The organism is Leucobacter iarius (assembly GCF_039530105.1).
Classification (GTDB): Bacteria; Actinomycetota; Actinomycetes; order Actinomycetales; family Microbacteriaceae; genus Leucobacter; species Leucobacter iarius.
This window is the reverse complement of the sequence record NZ_BAAAOB010000005.1, coordinates 147,909-164,337: the sequence shown is the minus strand read 5'-3', so window position 1 is coordinate 164,337 and position 16,429 is coordinate 147,909. Positions and strand designations below refer to the sequence as shown.

At 70.1% G+C, this 16,429-nt stretch carries 15 protein-coding genes; 11 read left to right on the top strand and 4 right to left on the bottom strand.

Annotated features, from left to right (window positions below):
- Positions 1–41: 41 nt before the first annotated feature.
- From ABD169_RS15040 to infB, 4 genes are all read left to right on the top strand, one after another.
- Positions 42–1,808 carry a proline--tRNA ligase gene (locus ABD169_RS15040; RefSeq protein ID WP_344033450.1) on the top strand — a complete coding sequence of 589 codons (1,767 nt, stop codon included), beginning with the start codon at positions 42–44 and terminating at the stop codon, positions 1,806–1,808.
- Between the two features lie 126 nt (positions 1,809–1,934).
- A complete protein-coding gene (nusA, locus tag ABD169_RS15035; protein ID WP_046453787.1) occupies positions 1,935–2,930 on the top strand; it encodes a transcription termination factor NusA in 996 nt (331 codons plus the stop codon).
- A 267-nt stretch (positions 2,931–3,197) separates the two neighbouring features.
- Positions 3,198–3,455 carry a YlxR family protein gene (locus ABD169_RS15030; protein WP_084820823.1) on the top strand — a complete coding sequence of 86 codons (258 nt, stop codon included), beginning with the start codon at positions 3,198–3,200 and terminating at the stop codon, positions 3,453–3,455.
- Positions 3,456–3,529: 74 nt separating this feature from the next.
- On the top strand, positions 3,530–6,247 hold the full coding sequence (infB, locus tag ABD169_RS15025) for a translation initiation factor IF-2 (protein ID WP_344033448.1): 2,718 nt from the start codon (positions 3,530–3,532) through the stop codon (positions 6,245–6,247).
- Positions 6,248–6,314: 67 nt separating this feature from the next.
- Here the strand turns inward: infB and ABD169_RS15020 are convergent, their stop codons facing one another.
- On the bottom strand, positions 6,315–6,917 hold the full coding sequence (locus tag ABD169_RS15020; RefSeq protein ID WP_344033447.1) for a DUF805 domain-containing protein: 603 nt from the start codon (positions 6,915–6,917) through the stop codon (positions 6,315–6,317).
- 46 nt (positions 6,918–6,963) lie between these two features.
- Between ABD169_RS15020 and rbfA the strand changes: the two genes are divergently transcribed.
- Positions 6,964–7,533, top strand: a complete 570-nt coding sequence (gene rbfA / locus ABD169_RS15015; protein WP_344033446.1) for a 30S ribosome-binding factor RbfA — start codon at positions 6,964–6,966, stop codon at positions 7,531–7,533.
- 7 nt (positions 7,534–7,540) lie between these two features.
- On the opposite strand, the gene ABD169_RS15010 is transcribed toward rbfA, so the two are convergent.
- Positions 7,541–7,978 carry a VOC family protein gene (locus ABD169_RS15010; protein ID WP_344033445.1) on the bottom strand — a complete coding sequence of 146 codons (438 nt, stop codon included), beginning with the start codon at positions 7,976–7,978 and terminating at the stop codon, positions 7,541–7,543.
- A 127-nt stretch (positions 7,979–8,105) separates the two neighbouring features.
- A complete protein-coding gene (locus tag ABD169_RS15005) occupies positions 8,106–9,044 on the bottom strand; it encodes an HhH-GPD family protein (protein ID WP_425560980.1) in 939 nt (312 codons plus the stop codon).
- Between the two features lie 196 nt (positions 9,045–9,240).
- Between ABD169_RS15005 and ABD169_RS15000 the strand changes: the two genes are divergently transcribed.
- Entirely contained in the window at positions 9,241–11,853 is a 2,613-nt protein-coding gene (locus ABD169_RS15000; protein WP_344033444.1) for a hypothetical protein, read from the top strand.
- Positions 11,854–11,967: 114 nt separating this feature from the next.
- Here the strand turns inward: ABD169_RS15000 and ABD169_RS14995 are convergent, their stop codons facing one another.
- A complete protein-coding gene (locus ABD169_RS14995; protein WP_336653382.1) occupies positions 11,968–12,435 on the bottom strand; it encodes a DUF2871 domain-containing protein in 468 nt (155 codons plus the stop codon).
- A 112-nt stretch (positions 12,436–12,547) separates the two neighbouring features.
- Between ABD169_RS14995 and ABD169_RS14990 the strand changes: the two genes are divergently transcribed.
- Genes ABD169_RS14990 through ABD169_RS14970 form a run of 5 tightly spaced genes read left to right on the top strand, consistent with a single transcriptional unit; the run spans position 12,548 to position 16,350 of the window.
- Positions 12,548–13,531, top strand: coding sequence for an alpha/beta fold hydrolase (locus tag ABD169_RS14990; protein ID WP_344033443.1), 984 nt, complete (start codon positions 12,548–12,550; stop codon positions 13,529–13,531).
- 47 nt (positions 13,532–13,578) lie between these two features.
- On the top strand, positions 13,579–14,550 hold the full coding sequence (gene truB, locus ABD169_RS14985; protein WP_344033442.1) for a tRNA pseudouridine(55) synthase TruB: 972 nt from the start codon (positions 13,579–13,581) through the stop codon (positions 14,548–14,550).
- Positions 14,547–14,903 carry a hypothetical protein gene (locus ABD169_RS14980; RefSeq protein WP_344033441.1) on the top strand — a complete coding sequence of 119 codons (357 nt, stop codon included), beginning with the start codon at positions 14,547–14,549 and terminating at the stop codon, positions 14,901–14,903. The genes truB and ABD169_RS14980 overlap by 4 nt, the downstream gene beginning before the upstream one ends.
- Before the next feature lie 45 nt (positions 14,904–14,948).
- Positions 14,949–15,410 carry a hypothetical protein gene (locus tag ABD169_RS14975; RefSeq protein ID WP_336653378.1) on the top strand — a complete coding sequence of 154 codons (462 nt, stop codon included), beginning with the start codon at positions 14,949–14,951 and terminating at the stop codon, positions 15,408–15,410.
- Positions 15,397–16,350, top strand: a complete 954-nt coding sequence (locus tag ABD169_RS14970; protein ID WP_336653377.1) for a bifunctional riboflavin kinase/FAD synthetase — start codon at positions 15,397–15,399, stop codon at positions 16,348–16,350. Before ABD169_RS14975 ends, ABD169_RS14970 begins: the two co-directional genes overlap by 14 nt.
- The last annotated feature ends 79 nt before the right edge of the window (positions 16,351–16,429 follow it).

Sequence of the window (16,429 nt, the reverse complement as noted above, 5' to 3'; positions counted from 1 at the left end):
GGTGCGCGCACCGGGGTGACCCCCGCGGGTAGCATGGTGGTGTGCTGACTCGTCTGTCCAATTACTTCCTGAAGACGCTCCGCGAGGACCCGGCCGACGCCGAGGTCGCGAGCCACAAGCTGCTGGTGCGCGCCGGCTACATCCGGCGCCAGTCGCCGGGCGTGTTCGCCTGGCTGCCGCTCGGCCTGCGGGTCAAGGGCCGCATCGAGCAGATCGTGCGCGAGGAGATGATCGCCGCGGGCGCCCACGAGGTGCACTTCCCGGCCATGCTGCCGCGCGAGGCCTACGAGGCGACGGGCCGCTGGGAGGAATACGGCGACAACATGTTCCGCCTGCAGGATCGGCACGGCGCCGACCACCTGCTCGCGCCCACGCACGAGGAGGCCTTCACCGTGATGGTGAAGGACATCATCGCCTCCTACAAGGATCTGCCGCTCATGCTGTTCCAGATCCAGGACAAGTACCGCGACGAGGCGCGCCCCCGCGCCGGCCTCCTGCGCGGCCGCGAGTTCACCATGAAGGACGCCTACTCCTTCGACGTGAGTGACGCGGGCCTGGACGCCAGCTACCAGAAGCAGCGCGACGCCTACGAGCGCATCTTCCAGCGGCTCGGCCTCGAGTACGTCATCGTCTCGGCCGACGCCGGGGCCATGGGCGGCTCGCGCAGCGAGGAGTTCCTGCTGCCGATCGGGATCGGCGAGGACACGTTCGTGCGTTCGGACGGCGGCTACGCCGCGAACGTCGAGGCGTACGTCACGCCCGCGCCCGAGGCGATCCCCTTCGACGGGCAGCCCGAAGCGCGCGTCTTCGATTCGCCCGACACCCCGACCATCGACACGCTCGTGGCGCACGCGAACGCGGTGCTCCCGCGAGAGGACGGACGCGCGTGGACCGCGGCCGACACGCTCAAGAACGTGGTGCTCGCCGTGACCTCGCCCGAGGGCGAGCGGTCGCTGGTGATCGTCGGTATTCCAGGTGACCGCGAGGCCGATCTGAAGCGCGCCGAGGTCGCCTTCGGCGGATTCGAGGTCGAGCCCGCCACCGCGGCCGACTTCGCGAAGCACCCGGGCCTCGTCAAGGGCTACATCGGTCCCGGCACGCTCGACGCGCCCGTGCTCGGAGAAGAGTCCGCCACGGGGATCCGCTACCTGCTCGACCCGCGCGTCGTGCCCGGCACCTCGTGGATCACGGGAGCCAACGCCGACGAGAAGCACGTCGCCTCCCTCGTCGCCGGCCGCGATTTCGCCGCGGACGGCACCGCCGAGGTCGCCGCAGTGCGCGACGGGGATCCCGCTCCCGACGGATCGGGGCCCATCTCGACCGCGCGCGGCATGGAGATCGGCCACGTGTTCCAGCTCGGACGCAAGTACGCCGAGGCGCTCGGCCTCAAGGTGCTCGACGAGAACGGCAAGCTCGTCACCGTGACCATGGGTTCCTACGGCATCGGCGTGACCCGCATCATGGCGATCCTCGCCGAGCTGCACCACGACGACCGCGGCCTGATCTGGCCCCGCGCCATCGCTCCGTTCGACGTGCACCTCGTCGCGACCGGTAAGGATCCCGAGGTGTTCGCCCTCGCCGAGAAGCTCGCCGCCGATCTCGATTCGGCGGGCGTCGAGGTGCTGTTCGACGACCGTCCCAAGGTGTCGCCCGGCGTGAAGTTCGGCGATGCCGAGCTCATCGGCGTGCCGCGCGTGGTCGTGGTCGGCCGCGACGCGACCGAGGGCTTCGCCGAGGTCTGGGATCGCGCCGCAGGCACCAAGGAGAAGGTCGCGCTGGCCGACGTGCCCGCGCTCTTCGGCGCCTGATCCTTCCGCGCTCTCCCGCAGGCGGGGGCCCCTCGGGGCCGCCGCCTGCGGCGTTTCGGGCGGATGCGGTATCCTAGGCGTTTGATCCGCGAGCTGCGGATCGTACAGCTGAATAAGGAGGCCACCGTGCAGATTCCACTTGTCACGCTTCGACAGATCGAGCGTGAGCGGGAGATCCCGTTCGACGAGCTGGTGGAGATCATCGAGCAGGCGGTGCAGTCCGCCTATCTGCGCCACGCCGAGAATCAGAACATCACCGTGCCCCGGGCTGAAGATGTGCGCGCGACCCTCGACCGGAAGACCGGCGACATCTCCGTGCTCGTCCCCGAGCTCGACGAGGACGGCCAGGTCATCGGCGAGGCCTACGTCACGACCGACGAGTTCGGCCGCATCGCCGCGAGCGCGGCCAAGCAGGTCATCGGCCAGCGCCTCCGCGATCTGTCGGACGACGCCGTGCTCCTCGCCTTCAAGGAGAAGGAGGGGCAGATCGTCTCCGGTGTCGTGCAGCAGGGCCCGAACCCGCGCATGATCCACGTGTCGCTCGGCGACGTCGAGGCGATCCTGCCTCCCGAGGAGCAGGCTCCCGGCGAGGAGTACCCGCACGGCGCCCGCATCCGCGTCTACGTCACGAGCGTCTCCAAGGGCCTCAAGGGCACCCAGGTCGTCGTGTCGCGCACCCACCCCGGGCTCGTCCGAAAGCTCTTCGAGCTGGAGGTCCCGGAACTGGCCTCCGGCCTGGTCGAGATCGTGTCGCTCGCTCGCGAGGCCGGGCACCGCACCAAGGTCGCGGTCCGCGCGATGCAGCCCGGCATCAACGCCAAGGGCACGTGCATCGGCGAGATGGGGCGCCGAGTGCGCGCCGTCATGAGCGAGCTCGGCGAGGAGAAGATCGACATCGTCGACTACTCGCCCGAGCTGCCCGCGTTCGTCGCGAACGCGCTGTCGCCGGCGAAGGTGACCGACGTGTTCATGCTGAACGAGTCGCTCAAGCAGGTGCGCGCGCTGGTGCCCGACTTCCAGCTGTCGCTCGCGATCGGCAAGGAGGGCCAGAACGCCCGTCTCGCCGCGAAGCTGACGGGCGCGAAGATCGACATCCAGCCCGATTCGATCATGAACGACTGAGTCGATCGGGGTGGGTGTCGATCTGAGCGCGTTCTGCGGAGCGGCGAAGCCCGACGCGGAACGTCCGGATCGCAGCGTCCAGCCCGATTCGATCATGAACGACTGAGCCGATTGATTCAACGCCCGTCATCCTGCGCGACGGAGGAGTCGCAGGATCTCGCTTCCGAGGCGAGACCCCGCGACTCGTTCTCGGCGCGGGATGGCGGGCGCTCCTCCGCTCCGGGGCGCAACGCGCCGGGGAAGACGTGCAAGAGGGAAGCTGGTAAGATGGTTGCGGTTCGGACCTGTGTTGCGTGCCGCCAGCGTGCGGAACGTGCAGAGTTGCTCCGAGTCGTGCTGCGCGGGGGTCGGCTCATGGTCGATGAGCGCGCGGTGCTTCCCGGGCGCGGTGCGTGGGTACATCCCACGCGCAGGTGTCTCGAACTCGCGGTGTCGCGCGGATCATTCGCGCGTGCACTCAGGGCATCGGGGAAACCCGATGCCAGCCCCTTAGAGAACAGGCTGAAAACACTCATGGACAACTAATGAGCGGCTCACGATGAGGCCCGTCCGATAATCATGGTTCTCGCCTGTCTGGCGTGAACCCAGACAGGAGAAAAGTGGCAAACCCACGCGTACACGAGATCGCTGCAGAGCTCGGTGTCGATAGCAAGGTCGTCCTGGCCAAGCTGAAGGATATGGGCGAGTTCGTCAAGGCGTCCTCGTCCAGTGTCGCGCCCCCGGTGGCGCGCAAGGTCAAGGCCGCCCTCGAGGCGGACGGCGTCGCCAAGCCCGGCGCCGAAGGTGCTGCTCCGGCCGCGGCGAAGCCCGCGCCGAAGAAGCCCGCTGCGGGTCCGCGTCCCGGCCCGGTGAAGCCCGCCGCGCCCGTGAAGCCCGAGCCGGCTCCGGCGGCACCCGCCGCTGCTGCGCCCGAGACCCCCGATGCGCCCTCGAAGCCCGCGGCTCCGGCCGCTCCGGCTGCCGAGAAGCCCGCCGATGCTCCCAAGCCCGGCGGCGCCAAGCCCGCCGCGGCTCCGAAGCCCGGCGCTCCCAAGCCCGCTGGTCCGCGTCCGGGGAACAACCCGTTCGCGAGCAGCCAGGGCATGGGCATTCCGCGTCCGCCGCGTCCGGGGAACAACCCGTTCGCGGCCAACCAGGGCATGGGTCGTAACCGTCCCAACCCCGGCAACATCCCCCGGCCCGCTCCGCGTCCCCAGGGCGGCGGTGCCGGCACCGGTCGTCCCGGCGGTCCCGGTCGCCCGGGCGGTCCCGGTCGTCCCGGCGGCGCCGGTGGCGGTTTCAACCGTCCCGGTGGCGGCGGTGCACCCGGTGCGGGCGGCGGTTTCGCCGGTCCGCGTCCCGGTGGCGGTTTCGCCGGTCGCGGCCGTGGTGGCCGTGGTGCCGGTACCGCTGGTGCGTTCGGTCGTGGCGGCTCCAAGAGCAAGGCACGGAAGTCGAAGCGGGCGAAGCGCGCTGAATTCGAGATGCGCGAAGCGCCCTCGATCGGCGGCGTCCAGGTTCCTCGCGGCAACGGCTCGACTCCGATCCGCCTGCGCCGCGGCGCATCGCTGAGCGATTTCGCGGACAAGATCAACACGAGCGCCTCGAACCTCGTCACCATCCTCTTCCACCTGGGCGAGATGGCGACGGCGACGGAGTCGCTCGACGAGGCGACGTTCGAGATCCTCGGCGACGAGCTGGGTTACAAGATCCAGATCGTCTCGCCGGAGGACGAGGACCGCGAACTGCTCGAGGGCTTCGATATCGACATCGAGGCGGAGCTCGAAGAAGAGGGCGACGACGTCCTGCAGGCTCGACCCCCCGTGGTCACCGTCATGGGTCACGTCGATCACGGCAAGACCCGACTGCTCGACGCGATCCGCAAGGCGAACGTGGGCGGCGGCGAGGCCGGCGGCATCACGCAGCACATCGGTGCGTACCAGGTGCACACCGAGCACGACGGCATCGACCGCGCGCTGACCTTCATCGATACCCCGGGTCACGAGGCGTTCACCGCCATGCGTGCCCGTGGTGCGCAGGTCACCGACATCGCGATCCTCGTGGTCGCGGCGGACGACGGGATCATGCCCCAGACGATCGAGGCGCTGAACCACGCGCAGTCGGCCGGCGTGCCGATCGTGGTCGCCGTCAACAAGGTCGACAAGGAGGGCGCGAACCCCGAGAAGGTGCGCCAGCAGCTCACCGAGTTCGGTCTGGTCTCCGAGGAGTGGGGCGGCGACGTCATGTTCCGCGACGTCTCGGCGAAGAACGGCACCGGCATCACCGAGCTGCTCGACGCGGTCCTGCTGACCGCCGACGCGGGTCTCGACCTGCGCGCGAACCCCGACAAGGACGCTCGAGGCGTCGCCATCGAGGCGAAGCTCGACAAGGGCCGCGGCTCGGTCGCGACCGTGCTCATCCAGTCGGGCACGCTGCGGGTCGGCGACGCGATCGTCGCGGGCACGGCCTACGGCCGCGTCCGTGCGATGCACGACGAGAACGGCGATGCCGTGCTCGAGGCGCTGCCGTCGCGTCCGGTGCAGGTGCAGGGTCTGTCCTCGGTGCCCCGCGCCGGCGACAACTTCATCGTCACCGGTGATGACCGCACCGCACGTCAGATCGCCGAGAAGCGCGAGGCCGTGGAGCGCAACGCCCAGCTGGCGAAGGCGCGCAAGCGCCTCAGCCTGGAGGAGTTCACCAAGGCCCTCGAGGATGGCAAGGTCGAGTCGCTCAACCTCATCATCAAGGGCGATGTCGCCGGTGCCGTCGAGGCACTGGAGGAGTCGCTCATGAAGATCGAGGTCGACGATTCGGTCCAGCTGCGCATCCTGCACCGCGGCGTGGGCGCCATCACGGCGTCCGACGTGGATCTGGCGACGATCGACAACGCGATCGTCATCGGCTTCAACGTGCGCCCCGACGTCAAGGCCCGCGAGCGCGCTGCGCGCGAGGGCATCGACATCCGGTTCTACAACGTCATCTACAACGCGCTCGACGACATCGAGGCCTCGCTCAAGGGCATGCTCAAGCCCGAGTACGAAGAGGTCCAGTCGGGTGTGGCGGAGATCCGCGAGGTGTTCCGCTCGTCGAAGTTCGGCAACATCGCCGGCGTCATCGTCCGCAGCGGCACCATCACGCGCAACGCCAAGGCGCGCGTGATCCGCGAGGGCGTCGTGCTCGCCGACGGCCTGGCCATCGAGTCGCTGCGTCGCTTCAAGGACGACGTGACCGAGGTCAAGACGGACTTCGAGGCCGGTATCGGTCTGGGTAAGTACAACGACATCCAGATCGGTGACGAGATCGAGACCACCGAGATGGTCGAGAAGCCGCGCGACTAGTCGAGCGGTGGAAACGGGTGCGGCCCGGGAGCTTCGGCTCCCGGGCCGCACCCGTTTCTGCGTGTTCTCAGGGTCCGATGCGGGGCCGATCGAAGCGGCGTCCGGGCGGCTTCGGCGGCAGGAGCGTGAGGATGAGCAGCACGAGGCCGCCGAACGGCACGAAGCCGAGGAACCAGAATCCGCCGGACAGGTTGGCGTCGTGCAGACGCCGCCAGGTGATCGAGAGCGTGGGGATGATCGCGGCGAGATTGGCGAGGCCGAACAGCACCAGGGCGGTCGCGAACAGCACCTGGCCGATCGGGTGCGCGTCGAAGTCGATCCTGCCGTTCGAGACCGACGTCGTGCCATCCGGGTGGGAGGTCACGGTCTGCGCGTCCCAGTCGGTGGCGATGATGAGTCCGGAGAAGAGCAGGACCAGGCACACGAGCGAGACGAGCGCGAGAAAGAGTCGGGAGTACCAGAACTCGCTGCGCGATGCCCGGCCCGAGAACTGGGCGTACCCGACGAAGAAGCGGCGGATCGCCTGCGGGAAGCTCGCTCCGTAGAGCGGCCTGATCGGATCGCGCGGGTCCGCGGTTCCGTCGAACGGTTCACCGGATCCGGGAGCGGGGAAGCCGTATCCCGGGGGCACGGGCGCGTGGGGGACGTCGGGGGCGGGGAAGTGGCTCATGCGGGCAGTCTATGAGTACTGGTTCCGCGCGCGGTAGGCTGGAGGCATGGCAAATCCCAGGGCTGGCAAGGTAGCGGAGCGGATCCAGCAGATCATCGCTCGACGTCTCGAGAAGGGGCTGCGCGACCCGCGGCTCGGCTTCGTGACGATCACCGATGTGCGCGTCACGGGCGACCTGCAGCACGCGAGCATCTTCTACACCGTGTACGGCAGCGAGGACGAGCAGAAGGACTCCGCGGCTGCGCTCAAGGCGGCCACGGGCATGCTGCGCAGCGAGGTCGGCCGTCAGCTCGGCACGCGTCTCACGCCGACGCTCGAGTTCATCCACGATGAACTGCCCGAGACCGCCGAGCATCTCTCGGTGCTGCTCGCCGAGGCGAAGCAGCGCGACGAGGCCGCGCAGGCGCTCGCGGCGAACGCTCAGTACGCCGGAGAGGCCGACCCGTACTCGAAGCCGCAGGTCGACGACGCCGACGACTCCGATGATTCCGATGACGAGGACGACGAGCTCGAAGCCCTCGACGAAGAGGTGGACGACGACTTCGACGACGAGGATCTCGACGACACCGACGAGGATCTCGACGACGAGCCCGAGGCGGCCCCCGCGTCCCGCTGATCCCGGGTCAGCTCTTGCGCAGATCCTCGGCGAGCATCACGATGATGCCGCTGGGGCCGCGCAGGTAGCTGAGTTTGTAGATGTTCTCGTAGTTCGCGACCCCGCGCAGCGGGACGCAGCCGTGCCTTGCGGCGATCGCGAGCGACGCCTCGATGTCGTCGACGGCGAACGCGATGCGGTGCATGCCGATCTCGTGGGGGAGCGTCGGGTCCGTCTCGATGGCGTCGGGGTGCAGGTATTCGAACAGTTCTATGCGGCCCTGCCCGTCGGGCGTCTGCAGCATCGCGATGCGCGCGTGGTTGCCGTCCAGGCCGACGGCGGTGTCGGCCCATTCGCCGCTGACCTCGTCGCGCCCCAGCACGGTGAGGCCGAGGTCGGTGAAGAAGGCGATGGTCGCCTCGAGGTCGCGTACGGCGATGCCGACGTTCTCCAGTCTGATGCTCATGCCGGGCATAGTAGTCGGACATTCCCGAGCCCTGCTGACCGTCGAGGTTGCAGTCGTCCACGGAATCCCGGCGTATTCCATGGACAACTGCAACCTCGGCGGCGGGCGCCGGGGTTGCGCGTGCGGCTCAGGGCAGCCGGATCCGGTCGCCCTCCGCGACGACGAGGCCATCGGCCAGGAGCGTCGCGAGCGCGCGCTCGGCCTGCTCCGCGGAACCCGGGCCGGCGCCGGCCCGGGTCGGCTCGGCCGCCCCTCCGCGGGCTGCGGCGAGGGCCGAGTCGCGGGGGATCGCGCCGTGCTCCGCGCGGAGCGCCGCGAGGACCCGGCCGCGGGCCTGGCGGTCGCTGCCCTCGAAGCGGGCCTGCTTCGGGCGCTTGCTCGGCGCGTTGTCGGGGTAGCCGGCGCCGCGCCACTCGCACCACCGGGCGATGGGGCACGCGTCGCATCGCGGTGCGCGCGCCGTGCAGACGATGGCGCCCAGCTCCATGGCCGCGGCGTTGAACGACTGCGCGGAGGCCTCGCCGGCGGGGAGCAGCCGCTCCATGTCGTCCAGATCCTGCGGTGACGGCATGCCCGCAGCGGCTCGTCCGTGCACCGCGCGGGCGAGCACCCGCCGGGTGTTGGTGTCGACGACCGGGTGCCGGTCCCCGAACGCGAAGGCCGCGACGGCGCGCGCCGTGTAGGGGCCGATCCCCGTGAGGGAGAGCAGCGTTTCGACGTCCCGCGGCACCTCTCCGCCGTGCTCGTCCGTGATCTGCTGCGCTGCGCGATGCAGCCAGAGCGCCCGTCGGGGGTAGCCGAGCCGATCCCAGGCCCGGAGCGCCTCGCCCGGTTCGGCGGAGGCGAGCGCGGCGGGGGTGGGCCACCGTTCCATCCACGCGAGGTATCGGGGCAGTACGCGGTCGACCTGGGTCTGCTGCAGCATGAACTCGGAGACGAGGACCGCCCAGGGAGACGCATCGGGATCGCGCCAGGGCAGCTCGCGCGCGGCGCCGGAGAACCAGTCGATCAGGGCCGGGGCGATGCCGTCGGCCGCGGGGGTGACGGGGTCGGAAGGAATCGGCACTCGAACAGTCTAGGAGCGCGTTGGAACAGGGCCGGATTCGGGGGCTCCGGGGCTCCGGATCGCGTGTCCCCTGTACGGGGGTCATTTTGCTGGAAAGCCGCCGTGCGGTGGCTGCGAACTGCTTGGGTACTGCGGGGGACCGCCCGCGGAATCGGCGTGCGCGGCCTCGACGACTCACTCAGGAACAGGGGAGAACATGGGGAATCGAACAGCCGGATCGGGCGTCCTGCCCGGGCGGGTGCGCAGCGGTGCCGCTCGCGGCGCGCTCGTGCTGACCGTCGGACTCGCGACCGTCGCCGCAGGGGCCGTGGTGCCCGTGTCCGCGGCGAATGCCGCGGCGGACACCATCACCGTCACGAGCCTCGGGCTCGGCGGCAACGCGGGTGCGGGGAACTGCGCGGCGACCGCCGGCGGAACCGACTGCACGCTGCGCGGCGCGCTCGAGATCGCCAACGCGTCGACCAACCCTGACGGCGTGAAGATCGACTTCGCCCCTTCGCTGGCCGGAACCGGCCAGATCTCCTTCCCGGGCGCGGTGAACGCCGGCAACAGCATGTCGACGACCGTGCTCAACCCGGGATCCGAGAACGTCGCGAACGGCGCCCGCTACGTCGTCGACGCGACGGTGCCGGTCTCGATCGACTTCACGAACCTGGACGGCATCGAGGACCAGGACGGGTCCCACCTCGCGGGCATCTACGTGAAGTCCGACGACGTTTCGCTGAGCAACCTCAAGAACATGCGCGCAGCGGAGTCCGGCATCGCCGTTCGCGGCGCGGGAACCGTCATCGACGGCGTTCACCTCGAGGACCCGACTTCTCCGGTGCAGGAGGTCGGTGTGCTGCTGCTCGACGGCGCCTCGGACACGAAGATCACCGACACCACGATCTACAGCCCCTACTGGGGCAGCGTCGTGGTCGACAACAAGGCCACCGTCACGAACACCGTGATCGACGGTCTCGTGAGCCGCGGCGTCGAGAACTGGGGCCACCTCATGTTCGAGGACGATTCGGTGGTGAACGGCTTCTCGGTCTCGAACAGCACGCTCGGCGCGCTCGAGGAGACCTCGCCCTCGCACGGCCTCTTCATCAACCCGGGCGTCGTCGCCACCGGAGTGAAGCTCATCGACTCGACCTTCCAGTCGCCCGGCAGGGAGGGCATCCACTTCTTCGGCTCCGGCCAGAAGCTCACCGGCACCGAGATCACCGGCACGAAGTTCGTCGGAACCGATGCGAAGAACCTGGGTCGCGTCGTGTCGGACAACACCGCGACGTTCGAGGGGCTCAACTTCTCGGACAACCGGATCGACTACGCCGGCGGCGCGGTCTTCCGCGGTTCGGTGTCCGAAGCGCGGATCTCGGGGAACACCGTGACCAACACCGTCGACGGGGGAGCCGCCGCGCTGCAGCTCGGCCGCTCGCTCGACAGCGTGCAGGTGAGCGGCAACCACTTCGAGCACATCTACGCGGTGGACACGATCCGGGTGGAGGGCACCTCGGCGAAGAACGTGTCGATCACGGGCAACACGCTCAAGAACCTGAACGCGGCGATCTCCCGCTCGGCGATCCGCATCGACGCTCCCGGCACTGGGAACCTCGTCTCCGACAACACGCTGACGCAGAAGAACGACGACCCGTTCATGCGTGCCGACTCGTTCAACCACTGGGCGATCTACAACTCCGCGAACGCCGCGTCGAACGACGCGAGCGTCGGTTGGGCCGTCACGGACAACGCGATCGACGGCTTCGGCTGGAACTACCTCGCGAACCGCGAGGGCGGCACGCAGGCCCCGATCGTGCACAACGCGCGCGGCAAGCTGCCCGTCACGGGCAACACTTTCGGCGAGCACACGCGCGGCAGCCTCACCACCGACGTGGAGCACAGCGGCTACTGGTTCCTCTGGAACGTGGGCGACACGGTGAGCAACAACACGGTGCAGACCTACCGCGCCGACCAGGTCTCGATCGACGGCGATGCCGACGAGGCGACCTTCACCGCGATGAAGCCGGCGCAGAACCTGATCGGGAACAACGACGCGACGGCACCCGTGACCCTGTACGTCTACTGGACCGCCGACAACCACGCCGAGGTATTCCTCGGAAAGGTCGAGAACGTCAGCCCGGGCGATCGCGTGACGCTCCCGGCGAAGGGCCACACGGGCGGCCACATCCGTCTGCAGACCGTCGACGCCAACGGCTTCACCTCGCAATACTCGTCGATCGACCCGAACGCCGAGAGCTCGATCCCGGCTGCTCCGAAGGTCACGGGGAAGGACGCCACTTCGGTGAGCGGCACCGGAACTCCCGGTGGAACCTTCACGGTGCGCGACGAGTCGGGCGCGGAGGTCGCGACCGGTCCCATCGACGACTCGGGCAACTGGTCGGCGACGGGGCTCAAGTGCGGCACCGAGTACACCGTCGTTCAGGCGGTCGACGGCATCGAGAGCCGCGAGACGACGTTCACGACGGCAGCCTGCCCGACCGGCAGCAACGCCTCGGCGAACGGTACCAGCTCGGCCGACGGCGCGGACGGGACCAGCAACGCCGGAGGCAGCAACGCCAACGGCACGAGCAACGCCAAGGGCGCGAACGGCACGAGCAACGCGAACGGCGCGAACGCGAACGCTGCCGCCGACGGCACCTCGGCGAACGGTACCGCCACTGGCACGGCCGGTCAGAGCGATGCTTCGGGCGACGGTTCGCTTCCGGTCACCGGCTCCGGTGATCTCGGTGGGCTCGCCCTCGGCGCGCTGGCTCTGCTGGTGGTCGGCGGCGGTGCGCTGCTGATCGCGCGACGACGCCGGGCATAGTCCGAGGCGCCATCGCGGCGACGCACGAATCGGGCGGCGGTCTCTTCCGAGAGGTCGCCGCCCGATTCGTGCGCGGGCTGCGAGCCCGTCGTGGCAGGATCCGGTATTCCGGCGCTACGGCAGCGCGGGAGCGGCGGCCGTGTCGGCGCCGTCCGCCGGTACGCGCCGGATCGCCGAGCGGATCAGGAAGAAGAGCACGACGATCGCGGCGGTCAGAGCGATGTGGCCGAGCCCCGCGATTCCCGAGATCATCGGCGAGGACGCGATCCCGAGCACGGTGAGCGTACCGTGCACGATCAGCATCCCGGCGGTGATCGCGATGCCCGCGTGGTAGAGCCAGAGGAACCAGCCGAAGAGCCGCGGCGCTGCCGAGAGCCGGAACACGCGCTCCAGGCCGAGCAGGATCAGGAACGGGAAGAAGCCGAGCGAGAACAGGTGCGTGTGGGCGAGGCCCAGCTGGGTGACGCCGTCCTCGGGGAACCCGTTCGCCTTGGTGAACTCGCGGAAGAAGAGCCCCGAGGCGAGCGCGAGGCCTCCGTAGACGAAGGCGGAGACGAACAGGTGGTGCAGTGGTTTCCTCATGCGTCCATGCTCCGCCGCACCGCCGGGGTCCCGCATCGTCCGAAATAGGGAATTCCGTGCGAAGCGGCCGAAGGGCCTGGCCCCGGGTCCGACGCGGTGCCACGATGTGGTCATGACGCACTCCGCAGAGGTGAGCTGGCAGCTCGACGGCATCGACATGTTCGGCACGTTCACGAGCCCTCCGGGTGGAGGACCGTTCCCCGCGGTCGCCATGGTCGCCGGCAGCGGGCCCACCGACCGCGATTGGAACTCGCCCGCGCTGCCGGGAACGAACGGCAGCGCGGCGCTGCTGGCCGAGGCGCTCGCCGGGGCGGGGATCGCGTCGATCCGCTACGACAAGCGGGCCTCCGGGCCGCACGTCGTGCAGAATCTCCCCGCGATCTCGGGTCGCCTGAGCATGCGCTCGCACCTCGACGAGCTGGTCGCCGCGGTCGATGCGCTCGCCGCGCGGCCCGAGGTCGACGCGAGCCGGATCGCCGGTCTGGGCAACAGCGAGGGCTGCCTGCACGTGCTGCACTACGCGACGAGCGCGCAAGCGGTGCCGTTCGCGGGGATCGTGCTCGCCGCGCCTCCGGGCCGGAGCATCGGCGAAGTGCTGCTCACCCAGCTGTCGATGCAGCTCGGCCTCGTGCCGGGCGGAGCCGAGCTGTTCCCGCTCGTCGAGGAAGCGGCGGCCCGCTACAGCGCGGGCGATCCGATGGATGCGGATCCTCGCCTGCCCGAGGGGGTGCGCATGGTGCTCGCGAGCTTCGAGACCCCGGTCAACCTGCCGTTCGCGCGCGAGCTCTGGAACGAGGACGCGACGGAGACCCTCGCGGAGGTCGAGCTGCCGACGCTCGTGCTCATCGGACGCAAGGACGTCCAGGTGGACGCGGTCGCCGACGGCGGTCCGCTGCAGCGCGCGGCGGCGGCGCTGCCGAACGTGACCTTCGCCTTCCCGCCGAACGCCAATCACGTGCTCAAGGAGGACCTGCGCTCCGACGAGGAGCGCGCGACGGCGCCGTCGGTCGGGTACAACGAGCCGGGCACCCGGTTGGATCCCGAGGCGCTGGGGGCGATCCTCGACTGGCTGCGCCCCGTGCTGCTGCCGCACTGAGCAGGCTCGCGGAGGGCGCGCCGGTCGGCCGGATAGGCTGTACGGCGATGCACGCCGAGAGCGCGGGGGCCGCCCCGCAGAAGACTGAAGCCCCCAACGGGATCCTGCTGGTCGACAAGGCCGAGACCTGGACGAGCCACGACGCGGTCGCGAAGACCCGACGCGCGCTCGGACTCAAGAAGGTCGGGCATGCGGGGACCCTCGACCCCATGGCGACGGGGCTGCTCGTGCTCGGCGCGGGCCCGGCGACCCGTCTGCTCACGCACCTGGTCGGGCTCGACAAGGTCTACGTCACCACGATCCGTCTCGGGATCGCGACCGTCACCGACGACCGCGAGAGCGAGGCGATCTCGACAGCCGACCCCGCCGCCATCGCGGCGCTCGCGCAGGATCCTGAGCGGATCCGCGCAGCCGCGGCCGAGCTCACCGGTGCGATCGAGCAGTCGCCCAGCGCGGTGAGCGCGATCAAGGTCGACGGCCGCCGCGCCTACGACCGGGTGCGCGCCGGTGAGACCGTCGAACTGAAGAAGCGTCCGGTCACCGTGCACCGCTTCGAGCTGGGGGAACCGCGCTCGGCCACGGGCCCGAACGGCGAACCCGTGATCGACGTCGATGCGGTGGTGGAGTGCTCGTCGGGCACCTACATCCGCGCGCTCGCCAGAGACCTCGGGGCGGCCCTCGGCGTCGGCGGCCACCTCACCGCGCTCCGCCGCACCGAGGTCGGTCCGTTCTCGGTCTCCGACGCGGTGAGCACCGAGCGGCTGGCGGCGGGGGATCCGGGCCCGCTGCTCACCCCGACCGAGGTCGCCGCGCGGCTCTTCCCGGTGCTCCGGCTCACGACCGAGCAGACCGTCGATCTCGGCAACGGCAAGCGGCTCGAGGTCGAGGCGCCCGACGCGAAGCTCGTCGCCGCCGTCGCTCCCGACGACCGCCTCGTCGGCCTCGTCGAGGTCAAGCGCGGACGTACCCGCGTCGTCACCAACTTCCCCGTGCCCGTCGACGGGAACGGCGCGGCATGATCCTCTGGTTCACGATCCTGCAGATGGTCGTCGCGTTCGCCGGCGCGGCGACCTGCCTCGTGGTGTTCCTGCGCAAGAGCGCGCCCAACGACTACGTGCTCGGCGCCACCCTGCTCGTCGGGGTGCTGCTGCTCGTGCAGATGATCGTCGCGATCATCGCGCCCGCGACGGGCAACGCGCCCGTCGGCGACCCGCTCGAGTTCTGGCTCTACCTGATCGTCGCCCTCGCGCTGCCGTTCGCGGCGGGCTTCTGGGCGCTCGTCGACCGCAGCCGCACCGCGAACCTGGTGCTCGCCGTCGTGCTCATCTCGGTCGCCGTGATGACCTACCGCATGCAGGTCATCTGGGGGTGACCTCCGCGGAGGAACCGCGTCCGACCGGCGGATACACTGGAAGCCGTGCCAGATTCGCAGACCCGTGACGCCCTCGCCCCAGCCGACTCCACCGAGAAGCTGCGCGGCGCGGGCCGCGTGCTCATCGCGGTGTACCTCGTGCTCGCGATCGCGGCGACGTTCCGATCGGTCTACCAGATCATCTCGAAGTTCGACGAGGCTCCCGTCGCCTACAGCCTCTCGGCCGTCGCCGGGATCGTCTACATCGTCGCCTCGATCGCCCTGATCAAGCGGCGCGGCGCCTGGCGCACCGTCGCCTGGATCGCCATCGGCTTCGAGCTGCTCGGCGTACTGGTCGTCGGCGTGCTCAGCTTCGCGGTGCCGCAGTGGTTCGCCCACCCCTCCGTGTGGTCGTGGTTCGGCGCCGGCTACCTCTTCATCCCGCTCGTGCTCCCCGTGCTCGGGCTCGTGTGGCTGTCGCGCTCGGCGCGCGCAGCCCAGGACGGAGCGCGGCATGCGGCGCATTGAATCGCTCGACGCCCTGCCCGAGGGCGGACTGCCCCGCGGGAGCACCGTCGCGATCGGCAAGTTCGACGGGGTCCACCTCGGGCACCAGGCGATCCTGCGCCGCCTCGCCGTCGCCGCGGAGGCCGACGGCAGCGAGTCCGTCGTCTTCACCTTCCGCAGCAACCCCCTGAGCCTCCTGAGGCCCGACGCCTGCCCGCAACCGGTGATGAGCGCGGAGCAGCGGCTCGAGGCCATCGCCGAGACCGGGGTCACGACCTGCGTGATGGTCGACTTCGACGGCGCGCTCGCCGCCGTGCCCGCCGAGGACTTTGTGCGGGACATCCTGGTCGATCGCCTCGGCGCGAGCCGCATCGTGGTCGGCGAGGACTTCCGCTTCGGCCACCGGGGGCTCGGTGACGTCGCGCTGCTGCGCGCGCTCGCCCCCGAACTGGGATTCACGGTGGAGCTCATGGGATCGATCGACGATCCCGAGCTCGGCCGCATCTCGTCGTCGCGCGTGCGCGAGGCCGTCACCGAGGGCGACGTCGAGCGCGCCGGCCGGCTGCTCGGGCGCCCCGTCGCGGTGCGCGGCGAGGTGGTGCACGGCGACGCGCGCGGCCGCGAGCTCGGATTCCCCACCGCGAACCTCGGCGGCACCGTCGAGGGCCTCGTGCCCGCCGACGGCGTGTACGCCGGCTGGGTGACCGTGAACGGCGAGACGCACCCGACCGCCATATCGGTCGGCAACAATCCGACGTTCACGCCGCACGCGCAGTCGCGCGTCGAGGCGTTCCTGCTCGACTTCTCGGGCGATCTCTACGGCGCGACGATCGAGGTGCGCTTCGTCGCGCGCATCCGCGGGATGGTCGCGTTCACCGGGATCGAGGCGCTGATCGAGCGGATGTGCGAGGACGTCGCCGAGACGCGCCGGATCCTGCACCTGGCCGACCCCGCCGCCTGATAGAATCGCAGCGAGACCGTCGATCCGGGTCGCGCCGCCGTGCCACGCACGACGTCAGGCCGACTCCCGAAGGCTCTCG